Raw genomic sequence first — 10,874 nt, forward strand, 5'->3', positions numbered from 1 at the left:
AAAAAGTGAAGAAAAAATTAGTGATTTGGCGCAAAAAAAGGTGATTTTTTCTTCGCTCTTCTCTATAATCCTGCGACCCACCGTTACTGCAGACCTGATTATCGAAGTTATTTCGAAATTGAAGGTCGAGAGTACCAACGACTCGAAGGGGTGATGACTGGGCTCTTAGACAGTGTGGGAGCACTATTGGGTGTTCCTTTAAAGTTTAAAATTTAATTAACGGGTTATTGTTAGCATGAAAACTTTCGTTGCTAAACCAGAAACTGTAAAACGCGACTGGTACGTTGTAGACGCTGAAGGTAAAACTCTTGGCCGTCTAGCAAGTGAAATTGCATCTCGCCTACGTGGCAAACATAAAGCTGAATACACTCCTCACGTTGACACTGGTGATTACATCATCGTTATCAACGCTGAGAAAGTTGCTGTAACTGGTAACAAAGCTAAGAACAAAGTGTACTACCGTCACTCTGAATTCCCAGGTGGTCTAAAATCTATCACTTTTGAAAAGTTGATCGATCGTAAACCTGAGATGGCTCTTGAGCTTGCAGTTAAAGGCATGCTTCCACGTGGTCCTCTAGGCCGTGCTATGTACCGTAAGCTAAAAGTTTACGCGGGCGCTGAGCACAACCATGTTGCTCAACAACCACAAGTACTAGACATCTAATTGGGGATTTCGGAAATGGCAGAGAATCAATACTACGGCACTGGCCGTCGCAAAAGCTCAGCTGCACGTGTTTTCATTAAACCAGGCAGCGGTAACATTGTAGTAAACAAGCGTAACCTTGACGAATACTTCGGTCGTCCAACAGCACGTATGGTTGTACAACAACCTCTAGAGCTAGTTGAACTAACTGAAAAGCTAGACCTTTACGTAACAGTTAAAGGCGGCGGTATTTCTGGTCAAGCTGGTGCTATCCGTCACGGTATCACTCGCGCGCTTATGGAATACGATGAGTCTCTACGTCCTGCTCTACGCGCAGCTGGCTACGTTACTCGTGACGCTCGTTGCGTTGAACGTAAGAAAGTTGGTCTACGTAAAGCACGTCGTCGTCCACAGTTCTCTAAGCGTTAATTTCCTCTTATCGGGAATTATGCTTTTCAGAGTTACTCTGGAAACTGTGTACCAAAAGCTCGGCTCTATGCCGGGCTTTTTTGTATTTAAGGACATCATACTTGTCTTCAAGCAACGAACAGCCTTCACTTATCATCACACTCCGAGCAGACCTTCTTATTCGTCCTCTTCGTCGAAAGGTTGCCAGTGCCGTTTTATATGTGTGCCTTATTTAACCGCGACTCACCACGCTTTCTCTTGCGATGCAGCATAGATGTATTCATCAACAAGAATGTCTTTGTATCTTATTCTTCCTGTAACATGTTTTAAAATGACTTACGTTCCTTTTTGAGCATTCTGCGTGCTACAAAATTGAAAATATAAACACAGTAAGCTGAACGCGTAATACGAAATATTTCTCTGTGTAATTAACTGAAAACTACCAAGATAAAAGGTTTTATCCGCTTTCAGCGGGGCTTCTATGTGGTGCTTTCTTGTTACAAATCACATCAATTTTTTATAATTCTGCCGCTTTTGTGACGACGCGAGCGATTTGCCTCACAAATGTTACAAAAAGGTAGCTTTATCTTGTCAAAAAGTAGGGTTTTCTTTATCATTTCCCTCCAATAAATAGAACTAAATTCATTATTTGTTAGCCATGCTCTTATAAGCGGAATAATAACGATCCAAAGGGAGCAAATGGGAGAATGTTTGGATGAGCAACGCGCCTTTAAATAACGGTCGCAGGCGTTTTCTAACCGCTACAACGGCAGTTGTTGGTGGGTTAGGGGCAGTCGCCGTCGCCGTGCCTTTTATCAAATCATGGAATCCGAGTGCTAAAGCCAAAGCGGCGGGCGCACCGGTTGAAGTGGATATAAGTAAAATTGAACCAGGTCAGCTGGTTCGTGTTGAGTGGCAGGGAAAACCTGTATGGATTGTTCGCCGCACTCAAAGCGTTCTGGATAACTTAAAATCGATCGGTGATAAGCTTCGCGATCCACAATCTGAAATGGAGCAGCAGCCTGAGTACGCTCAGAATGAGTTTCGTTCGATTAAGGAAGAGTTTTTCGTCGCAGTTGGTTTCTGTACCCACTTAGGTTGTTCACCAACCTATCTACCTGACTCTTTCTCAGAGCAGGTGCAGGGCGTAAGATCTGGCTTCTTCTGTCCTTGTCATGGTTCTAAGTTCGACATGGCTGGTCGAGTGTTCCAAGGAGTACCTGCTCCGTTGAACCTTGTCGTTCCTAAGCACATGTATTTGAGCGATACCAAGCTCATTGTGGGTGTTGATGAGGGAGATGCATAATGCAAGCAATGTTAGATTGGGTTGAAAAGCGTATTCCTGCAATGAATGCTTATAAAAAGCATTTGTCTGAATACCCAATGCCTAAGAACTTCAACTTTTGGTACCTTTTCGGTTCTCTGGCGATGCTGGTTCTTGTTAACCAAATCCTAACGGGTATTTGGCTAACGATGAACTATGTTCCTTCAGGTGACGGTGCATTTGCGTCTATCGAATACATTATGCGTGATGTAGAGTACGGTTGGCTTCTGCGTTACATGCATTCCACTGGCGCGTCAGCGTTTTTCGTTGTTGTGTATCTTCACATGTTCCGTGGTTTGATCTACGGTTCATACCAAAAACCTCGTGAACTATTGTGGATCTTCGGTATGTTGATCTTCCTTGTTCTCATGGCTGAAGCGTTCATGGGTTACCTACTTCCATGGGGTCAGATGTCATACTGGGGTGCGCAGGTAATCATTTCCCTGTTTGGCGCTATTCCTGTTATCGGTGATGACCTAACGCTTTGGATTCGTGGTGACTACATCATCTCTGGTGCAACGCTAAACCGTTTCTTCGCACTACACGTTATTGCCTTGCCTATTGTTTTGCTTCTTCTTGTTGTTCTGCACGTATTGGCGCTGCACGAAGTAGGCTCAAACAACCCGGATGGTATCGAAACTAAGCTGCCAAAAGGCTCAATGGGCGACGATTACAAAACGCAATTCAAGTTCCACGATTACTACACGAAGAAATATGACATCATTGATTCGATTCCTTTCCATCCGTACGGCACGGTTAAGGACTTGGTCGGTGTTGCTGGTTTCTTGTTCTTCTTCTGTTACGTGCTGTTCTTTAACCCAGAAATGGGTGGGTACTTCCTTGAGCCGCCTAACTTTGAAGCTGCAAACCCATTGAAGACACCAGAGCATATTGCTCCGGTATGGTACTTCACGCCGTTCTACGCAATCCTACGTGCGGTTCCAGACAAACTATTAGGTGTTATCCTAATGGGTGCGTCAATTGCAGTGCTGTTTGTTTTACCTTGGTTGGATCGTTGTAAAGTTCGTTCATACCGTTACCGTAGCAAACTTCATCTATTGAATATTGTACAGTTCACTATCGCCTTTATCGCTCTAGGTATTTTAGGTGCGTTACCAGCGACACCAACGTACACACTACTATCTCAGATCTTTAGCTTGTGTTACTTCATGTTCTTTGTGTTGCTGTTCTTCTACAGCAAAAATGAAGCAACCAAACCATTACCAGAGAGGGTGACATTCAAATGAAGAAGTGGATTGTAATTCTATTTGCTATGTTGCCATCACTAGCGATGGCAGCTGGGGCCAATGTTCCGCTGGATAAAGCGAATGTTGACCTTACGGATAAAGCTTCGCTACAAAACGGCGCGAAGTTATTCATGAACTACTGTTTTGCTTGTCACTCTACGCAATACCAGCGTTACGAGCGTGTAGCAACAGACTTGGAAATTCCAACAGACTTAATGAAAGAAAACCTGATTTTCAATCCTGAAGCGAAAATCGGTGATCTAATGGTCAATGCTATGCCACCGAAGCAAGCGGCAAACTGGTTTGGTGCTCCACCACCAGATCTTACGTTGGTTGCACGAGTTCGTGGTGCTGATTGGTTATACACTTACTTACGCTCTTTCTATGTTGATCCATCTCGTCCATTCGGCGTGAACAACATCGTCTTCCCGAGTGTTGGTATGCCGCATGTGCTTGAAGAGCTACAGGGCATCCCGACGCCTATTTACGATACGAAAATCGTAGATGGCGAAGAAGTACAAGTTGTTGTTGGTACTGAAACCGATGGCACGGGTGAGCTGAGTGAAGGCGAATATGACAAAGCGGTTGGCGATCTCGTTAACTTCTTAGTTTATTCAGGTGACCCAGTGCAGCTTGAGCGTCACGCTCTAGGCTGGTGGGTAATGGGCTTCTTAGTGCTTCTAACCATCGTTGTCGTGATGCTCAAGAAAGAGTATTGGCGCGATGTGCATTAATTGTGCTAAAATACCGTGCTAATTCCCAATTTTAATTGATGTACAATGGAGGCTTAGCCTCCATTGTTTTTATTTGTAAGTGTACTGGAGGGCTCCATGGCTGTAGCTGCCAATAAACGTTCTGTGATGACTCTTTTCTCAAGTGCATCAGATTTGTATAGCCATCAGGTTCGCATTGTACTAGCTGAAAAAGGTGTAAGTGTTGAAGTTGAGCTTGTTGACGAAGCAAACCTTCCTGCTGAGCTTGTTGAGCTAAACCCATATAAATCAGTGCCAACTCTTGTTGACCGTGAGCTAGCTCTTTACGATTCAAAAATCATCATGGAGTACTTGGACGAGCGTTTCCCTCATCCACCTCTAATGCCGGTTTACCCTGTTGCTCGTGGCAACAGCCGCTTGATGATGTACCGTATCGAACGCAACTGGTATTCACTCGCTGAAAAAGTGATGAAAGGTAATGCGGAAGAATCAGAAAAAGCACGCACAAAGCTGCGTAATGATCTTCTGACGTTAGCGCCAATTTTTGCTGAATATGAGTACTTCATGAGCGAAGAATTCAGCTTGATCGATTGTTACCTAGCTCCACTATTGTGGCGTTTGCCTCAACTTGGTATCGATCTTGTTGGCCCTGGTTCAAAAGAAATCAAGGTATACATGAACCGCGTATTTGAACGTGATTCGTTCCTTGCTTCTTTGACTGAAGCTGAACGTGAAATGCGCCTAGTTCGCTAAGCGATTTAAAACACGTTATGGATATTGCAAAAATGACTGCTCGCCGCCCGTATATGCTTCGCGCATTTTACGACTGGTTAGTAGACAATGACTTGACTCCTCACTTGGTTGTGGATGCAACAATGCCAGGGGTGCGTGTCCCGGTTGAATTTATTCAAGATGGTCAAATTATTTTGAATATTGCGCCACGTGCAGTGGGTAATCTTGAGTTAGGTAATGATGCGATTACCTTCCATGCTCGCTTTAGCGGTCGTCCGCACTCAGTGATCGTGCCTGTGTATGCTGTTCAAGCTATTTATGCACGTGAGAATGGTGCTGGTACTATGTTTGAACCAGAAGAAGCGTACACTCACATCGAAGAAGAAGCGATGACCGAGGAAGAATCATCCCCATCGTTCACAACGGTTAGCGATGAGCCTTCTGAGTTAGTTTCTGATTCAGATGCCGAAGAGGACGATGCTCCTCGACCAAAAGGCAAACCAAGCTTAAGAGTGATTAAATAATAAAAAAGCAGCGTAACGCTGCTTTTTTCTTTTTAACTTGTTGAAGATGATTTCAAGCCAGACTTTGGAAATTACTCACTAATCGTAAAGACTTCGACGTTCTCTTCACTTTCTGTACTTGCCTCACTTTCTATTGTTTGTACACCGTCACTCGGTAAGTCTACTTCAACAGGCTCCATTTCGCCGTATTGGAACCCTTTAATGACTTGTTTTACGCCTGAGATATTACGCGCGATTTCTGTCGCTCGATCGCCTTGCTCTGGCGTGACATAACCAAACAGAAAAACGTCGCCATCTTCGGTGATCACTTTAACCTTAACACCATTAAGCTCAGAATCAGTAAGCAAAGCTGACTTTACTTTGGTTGTGATCCAGCTGTCATTGCTAATCTGGGTAACAGTGAGTGGCTCTTTTTGTTTGATTTGATTGTGTATGACTTTTACACCACTAACTTCTCGAGCCCTTCGCTCTAAAGCAAGGATAAGGTCTTGTGTCGGAGCTTGTCCCATAAGGACTACAGTCCCATTATATGAACTGGCAACGACACGAACTTCACCTTTAAACGGTGCTTTATTGCCGATCGCCGCAACTTCGAATTCGATGTTATTGTCCTGCCAGATTTGTTTTGTCGTGCGTGTGTCCGTGACAATATTCGCTGTGGTTGCTGCACCTGCGATAAACAAACCTGCGCAACCACTTAAACTCAATGCTGTTAATAAGATAACGAGGCTACGTATCATAATTCTGACTCTCAGTCTTGGTTACTCTTCGTGAGCAGGGAAAAGCACCTGGTCAATAAGATCACAAAGACAATGGAGTGTTACCATATGTACTTCGTGAATACGTGCAGTGCGGTGTGATGGAATACGAATTTCGACGTCGTTCTCACCGAGCAGTCCTGCCATCTCTCCGCCATCTTTTCCTGTGAGCGCGATAATCGTCATATCTCGAGTTACGGCTGCTTCCATCGCTTTGATAATATTTTTACTGTTACCGCTAGTCGACATGGCAAGCAAAATGTCGCCTGGTTGACCAAACGCTCGTACCTGTTTTGAGAAGATTTCCTGGTAGTGGTAATCGTTGGCCACTGCGGTTAGGGTAGTATTATCGGCGGTTAAGGCCATTGCTGGTAGGCTAGGGCGCTCAGTTTCAAAACGGTTTAAAAGACAAGAAACAAATTGTTGAGCGTTTGAAGCACTGCCGCCATTACCACAACATAAAATTTTATTGCCATTAAGCAGGCTCGACACCATCGCTTGAGCTGCATGAGTAATGGCATCAGGCAGCGCCTCTGCTGCTGCGATTTGAATTTGAATACTTTCTGTAAAGCTGTCTTTAATGCTGTCTAGCATCGCTTATCCTTCAGAGATTGCGTTTTCTATCCAGTTGATATCTCGCCCATTATCATGAATGGCGATGACATCAAATCGATAATCGATATTGTGTTTTAAGCGCTTTTGTTGGCTAAGCCAAACTTGTGCGGTTTTGACTAGCTTGCGCATTTTAGCGTGCGTCACCATTTCTGCTGCCGAGCCAAAGTGATTGTTCTTACGGTATTTGACTTCAACAAACACAATAGTTTCACCTTGTTGGAAGATTAAATCAATCTCACCGACCTTAGTCAGAAAATTTTGTTCAATAAAGTTTAAGCCCTGGCGTTGTAAATACTGCTTCGCCAGAGCTTCATATTGATTTCCGATTTGGCGCTTGCTAAAGAGCCCCACGCTCAGCCCAGCTTAGCTCACGCTGTACAACACAATTATTGTCGATACTTAAAATACCGGTTTGGCCGCCAACTGAGTAGCCCGGAACGACCTTCATTTGTGGCAGCTCCCCAATCAATTTATACGCATCCATACCCAGTGCTTTCAAACGTTTTTCCATGTTAGATTGCTCTGACCACAGCTCGTTCATTTCAGCGGTCACGCTAGGGTCTGGGTCAATCAGTAATGGAATATCGCTGTAGATGATGCCTGTTAGATCTTCGTAAGTCGCGCCGCCACTGTTGCTACGCGAGCTAGAGAAAATTTGTGGCGCTTTGGCGTCTGGGTTAATCGCTACCTCGATAAACGGCTTGATCAAAGTCAGTTCCGTGCTTCTAGCAACAATATAAACCGCATCGACATCACGACGGCTACGTGGCTGTGTTTCAAGCTTGATACGCATTAATGATTGCATCTGAGCAATACGTTGTTTGCTTTCTTGCAGACCAAATACTTCATTGATGTCTTTTTGAAGTTGGCGCTTGTCGCCAAAATAACTTGCTGCGACTTTATTAGAGCTGTACTTGCGCCATTCTTTGTTGAACGCTTCAGTTACGCGCTCACCAAAGCTGCCCTTTGGTGCCAGAATCAGAGGGAAGTTATAGCCTTCGCTGAACAAGTGTTTCGCTGCCTGTGCGGCTTCTTGTTCTGGTGATAATGCCAAGTAGCAAATATTGCTATCTGGTTGCACATCTTCGGGAATATTTAGCGCAAGGGCTGGAATCGTAGGACCATTTTCTGAGCCATCCATGGTTGTGTGCAATAGCTCAACGTTTTCTTTTTCTAGGGGACCAACAACAAAGTCGATGTTTTCATTGATCAAACGTTGTTTAATTTGGTCGGCGTTATACGCATTAGTGTCGATTACCGTGAGGGTAGCGCTTGGATCACGGTTACGATCATTCATCATCGCAAACACAAAACCATCACGAATTAATTGCGCTTGTGGCGAGAACTTACCAGTAAGCGGCAGTAACAAAGCGGTGTTGTTTGGTTTAACAATGTCTAGAGAGAGAATGTTTTGAATCTCTTCTGGTGTGTAGATAGCGGCTGGGTGCGATGGGTTCTCGTTTAACCAGCGTTCTAGGGTATTTTTTAGTTGGGATAAGTTGCCCGACAGCGTTTTCGCATAAATAGCGAGTTGTAGCCAACCATCCAAAACATCTTCATTTGGCTCTGTTTCTAATGAGGTCAGTTCGTACTCGGAGTAGCTGCCAAAGTTCATCCAAATACGGCTAGAAATCTCTCTCTGCTCCGCGGACGATGCATATTGGCCAAATGCAACCAGTTGGCGGTTTGCCTCAAACGCTTGGTTAAGACCTTGATAAGCGTCGGCACGCATCAAGTAATAGTCTTTCCATTGCTCATTTGGCAACTTCCACCAAGGTTTAAAATTCAACAATTGCAGCAACTGAGAGTAATTACCCTGTTTTTGCTGTATGGTCGCACGCGCTAGTTGCCACTCTGCTTGCTGAACTTCGGTTAACTGTTGACGAGCCAGGCGCTTGATCAACATTTCTGCTTGATCAAACTGGTTTGCTTGAATCGCGGCTTTGGTTGCCATGATCAACCAGTCATTTTGTAAACTGCCTTCCGTGCTATCAGCTTGGATCATATAGTTCTGAACAGACTGAGTAGGCTCAAGTGTTACATCAACGCCATCAGGCTGTCTTGGACCTGAAGAACAGGCGGCGAGCGTAATTGCTAGTGCAACAGGAGTAAGTATGCGTGGTACACTGAGTCTCTTATGGTTAATCATTGCCGTGAGTTCTCTATAATTTTGTACAAAATTGTCTCTATATTAATCGTTGAAGTGATGGTAAACAAATGACAGATAAAAATAAGTTGCCGAATGAGGGGCCAACTCTCTATATCGTACCGACTCCAATCGGAAATTTAGCGGATATCACCCAACGTGCTATCGAAATTCTGTCGACTGTGGACATCATTGCCGCTGAGGATACTCGACATACGGGCAAATTACTGTCTCACTTCAATATTCAAACCAAAACTTTTGCTCTACATGACCACAATGAGCAGCAAAAAGCACAAGTTTTGGTAGAAAAGCTGCTTTCCGGTCAGTCTATCGCATTAGTTTCTGACGCTGGTACGCCACTTATCAGCGACCCAGGATACCATTTGGTGACAAAATGTCGTCAAGCGGGCGTTAGAGTTGTGCCTCTTCCAGGTGCCTGTGCGGTCATTACGGCGTTAAGTGCCTCTGGCTTGCCATCTGATCGCTTTAGCTTCGAAGGTTTTTTACCCCCGAAAAGCAAAGGTCGTAAGGATAAATTCCTAGAGATTGCTTCGGTAGAGCGTACGTGTATTTTTTACGAGTCACCGCACCGTATTTTAGACTCTCTACAAGACATGTTAGACGTTCTTGGCCCAGATAGAGAAGTTGTGTTGGCAAGAGAGCTAACAAAAACCTTTGAAACCATTCAAGGCATGCCGTTAGGTGAGCTGATTGAATGGGTGAAAAGTGACGATAACCAACAGCGTGGTGAAATGGTATTGTTGGTACATGGCCATCGTGAAACAACAGACGACTCACTACCTGAAGATGCTTTACGCACGTTAGGGATTTTGACCAAAGAGCTGCCTTTGAAAAAAGCAGCTGCTTTGGTGGCAGAAATACATAACTTGAAGAAGAATGCGCTATATAAATGGGGCTTAGAAAACTTAGACTAAGTGCCGCTAGCGAGATAAATGGTCAATGAGGGCTGATGTTTAGGAATCGGCCTTTTTATTATCTATTTTTGGCGCGCTGACTAAAAAGTCATCACTTAGTGCATTCATTTCATCATATCTGTGATCTAACTAGACTCTGAAGTGAGAACTCTATACAATCCGCCCTCGGAGCTGACTGGGTAGTCGCTGCTTTGTTGATGTCCTTCGGGAGACTGACGTCGAAGTCCTTTTGGGAGACTGACGTTGACGTCCTTCGGGAGACTGACAAAGGGGAGGAAAGTCCGGGCTTCATAGAGCAAGGTGCCAGGTAACGCCTGGGGGGCGCAAGCCTACGACAAGTGCAGCAGAGAGAAGACCGCCGATGGCCCGTAAGGGTACAGGTAAGGGTGAAAGGGTGCGGTAAGAGCGCACCGGACGACTAGCAATAGTTCGTAGCAGGGTAAACTCCACCTGAAGCAAGACCAAATAGGCCTCCACATTGCGTTGCTCGCGTAAGGAGGCGGGTAGGTTGCTCGAGCCAGTGAGTGATTGCTGGCCTAGACGAATGGCTACCGCCGCGCAAGCGGAACAGAACCCGGCTTATGTGTCGGCTCCACCTATTCGAGACCCATCTCTACTTCGGTAGTGATGGGTTTTTTGCATTTAATTGACGCAAACTATGTCATTACCAATAAACTTGGCGTAAATCACGTCTAACTTTAGACTTGTGGTGGCGATGATGTAGGAAATCAGTACACTAAAGAATCGCTTCAAGATCATTCAACGAGAAAGCTATGACCGAAACCTTCCAACATATTTCCGTGTTATTAAATGAATCCATTGATGGCTT

The 10,874-nt window shown here is 44.7% G+C and carries 12 protein-coding genes and 1 other RNA gene; 9 read left to right on the plus strand and 4 right to left on the minus strand.

All coding sequences use genetic code 11. From position 1 onward, the window contains the following. The first annotated feature begins 235 nt into the window (after positions 1 to 235). The 7 genes from rplM to sspB all read left to right on the plus strand — a co-directional run bounded on the left by rplM (position 236) and on the right by sspB (position 5,591). Positions 236 to 664, plus strand: a complete 429-nt coding sequence (gene rplM / locus R7E42_RS23330) for a 50S ribosomal protein L13 (protein ID WP_005372872.1) — start codon at positions 236 to 238, stop codon at positions 662 to 664. A gap of 15 nt (positions 665 to 679) precedes the next feature. Then, the gene (gene rpsI, locus R7E42_RS23335) at positions 680 to 1,072 is read left to right on the plus strand and encodes a 30S ribosomal protein S9 (RefSeq protein ID WP_005372876.1); all 393 of its coding nucleotides are present in this window, start codon (positions 680 to 682) and stop codon (positions 1,070 to 1,072) included. A gap of 694 nt (positions 1,073 to 1,766) precedes the next feature. Next, positions 1,767 to 2,357, plus strand: coding sequence for a ubiquinol-cytochrome c reductase iron-sulfur subunit (gene petA / locus R7E42_RS23340; protein ID WP_005372877.1), 591 nt, complete (start codon positions 1,767 to 1,769; stop codon positions 2,355 to 2,357). Continuing rightward, the gene (locus R7E42_RS23345) at positions 2,357 to 3,622 is read left to right on the plus strand and encodes a cytochrome b (protein ID WP_005372880.1); all 1,266 of its coding nucleotides are present in this window, start codon (positions 2,357 to 2,359) and stop codon (positions 3,620 to 3,622) included. Before petA ends, R7E42_RS23345 begins: the two co-directional genes overlap by 1 nt. After that, positions 3,619 to 4,356, plus strand: coding sequence for a cytochrome c1 (locus tag R7E42_RS23350; protein ID WP_005372881.1), 738 nt, complete (start codon positions 3,619 to 3,621; stop codon positions 4,354 to 4,356). The genes R7E42_RS23345 and R7E42_RS23350 overlap by 4 nt, the downstream gene beginning before the upstream one ends. Positions 4,357 to 4,452: 96 nt before the next feature. Beyond that, positions 4,453 to 5,088, plus strand: a complete 636-nt coding sequence (gene sspA / locus R7E42_RS23355; protein ID WP_005372897.1) for a stringent starvation protein SspA — start codon at positions 4,453 to 4,455, stop codon at positions 5,086 to 5,088. A gap of 17 nt (positions 5,089 to 5,105) precedes the next feature. After that, positions 5,106 to 5,591: a ClpXP protease specificity-enhancing factor gene (gene sspB / locus R7E42_RS23360; protein WP_005387408.1), complete on the plus strand. Its 486-nt coding sequence runs from the start codon at positions 5,106 to 5,108 to the stop codon at positions 5,589 to 5,591. Between the two features lie 71 nt (positions 5,592 to 5,662). Here sspB and R7E42_RS23365 read toward each other — a convergent pair whose 3' ends face one another. Genes R7E42_RS23365 through R7E42_RS23380 form a run of 4 tightly spaced genes read right to left on the minus strand, consistent with a single transcriptional unit; the run spans position 5,663 to position 9,113 of the window. Beyond that, positions 5,663 to 6,331, minus strand: a complete 669-nt coding sequence (locus tag R7E42_RS23365) for a BON domain-containing protein (protein ID WP_017633609.1) — start codon at positions 6,329 to 6,331, stop codon at positions 5,663 to 5,665. Positions 6,332 to 6,352: 21 nt separating this feature from the next. Continuing rightward, complete coding sequence (locus R7E42_RS23370; RefSeq protein ID WP_005372901.1) at positions 6,353 to 6,943, minus strand: phosphoheptose isomerase; 591 nt, start codon at positions 6,941 to 6,943, stop codon at positions 6,353 to 6,355. Between the two features lie 3 nt (positions 6,944 to 6,946). Further along, entirely contained in the window at positions 6,947 to 7,315 is a 369-nt protein-coding gene (locus tag R7E42_RS23375) for a YraN family protein (RefSeq protein ID WP_005372903.1), read from the minus strand. Next, entirely contained in the window at positions 7,302 to 9,113 is a 1,812-nt protein-coding gene (locus R7E42_RS23380) for a penicillin-binding protein activator (protein ID WP_005372905.1), read from the minus strand. The genes R7E42_RS23375 and R7E42_RS23380 overlap by 14 nt, the downstream gene beginning before the upstream one ends. Before the next feature lie 68 nt (positions 9,114 to 9,181). Here R7E42_RS23380 and rsmI point away from each other — a divergent pair, with 68 nt between their 5' ends. After that, positions 9,182 to 10,045 carry a 16S rRNA (cytidine(1402)-2'-O)-methyltransferase gene (gene rsmI, locus R7E42_RS23385; protein WP_005372907.1) on the plus strand — a complete coding sequence of 288 codons (864 nt, stop codon included), beginning with the start codon at positions 9,182 to 9,184 and terminating at the stop codon, positions 10,043 to 10,045. A gap of 167 nt (positions 10,046 to 10,212) precedes the next feature. Then, an RNA gene (rnpB, locus tag R7E42_RS23390) (RNase P RNA component class A) lies at positions 10,213 to 10,643 on the plus strand. Positions 10,644 to 10,874: the final 231 nt, after the last annotated feature.

Origin of the sequence: Vibrio sp. Vb1337, assembly GCF_033338715.1 — a bacterium.
Lineage (GTDB): Bacteria > Pseudomonadota > Gammaproteobacteria > Enterobacterales > Vibrionaceae > Vibrio > Vibrio alginolyticus.

What these genes read in the sequence shown, in the direction of transcription:
- rplM (WP_005372872.1), top strand. Translation starts at nt 236, where the DNA reads ATGAAAACTTTCGTTGCTAAACCAGAAACTGTAAAACGCGACTGGTAC.
- rpsI (WP_005372876.1), top strand. Translation starts at nt 680, where the DNA reads ATGGCAGAGAATCAATACTACGGCACTGGCCGTCGCAAAAGCTCAGCT.
- petA (WP_005372877.1), top strand. Translation starts at nt 1,767, where the DNA reads ATGAGCAACGCGCCTTTAAATAACGGTCGCAGGCGTTTTCTAACCGCT.
- R7E42_RS23345 (WP_005372880.1), top strand. Translation starts at nt 2,357, where the DNA reads ATGCAAGCAATGTTAGATTGGGTTGAAAAGCGTATTCCTGCAATGAAT.
- R7E42_RS23350 (WP_005372881.1), top strand. Translation starts at nt 3,619, where the DNA reads ATGAAGAAGTGGATTGTAATTCTATTTGCTATGTTGCCATCACTAGCG.
- sspA (WP_005372897.1), top strand. Translation starts at nt 4,453, where the DNA reads ATGGCTGTAGCTGCCAATAAACGTTCTGTGATGACTCTTTTCTCAAGT.
- sspB (WP_005387408.1), top strand. Translation starts at nt 5,106, where the DNA reads ATGGATATTGCAAAAATGACTGCTCGCCGCCCGTATATGCTTCGCGCA.
- R7E42_RS23365 (WP_017633609.1), bottom strand. Translation starts at nt 6,331, where the DNA reads ATGATACGTAGCCTCGTTATCTTATTAACAGCATTGAGTTTAAGTGGT.
- R7E42_RS23370 (WP_005372901.1), bottom strand. Translation starts at nt 6,943, where the DNA reads ATGCTAGACAGCATTAAAGACAGCTTTACAGAAAGTATTCAAATTCAA.
- R7E42_RS23380 (WP_005372905.1), bottom strand. Translation starts at nt 9,113, where the DNA reads ATGATTAACCATAAGAGACTCAGTGTACCACGCATACTTACTCCTGTT.
- rsmI (WP_005372907.1), top strand. Translation starts at nt 9,182, where the DNA reads ATGACAGATAAAAATAAGTTGCCGAATGAGGGGCCAACTCTCTATATC.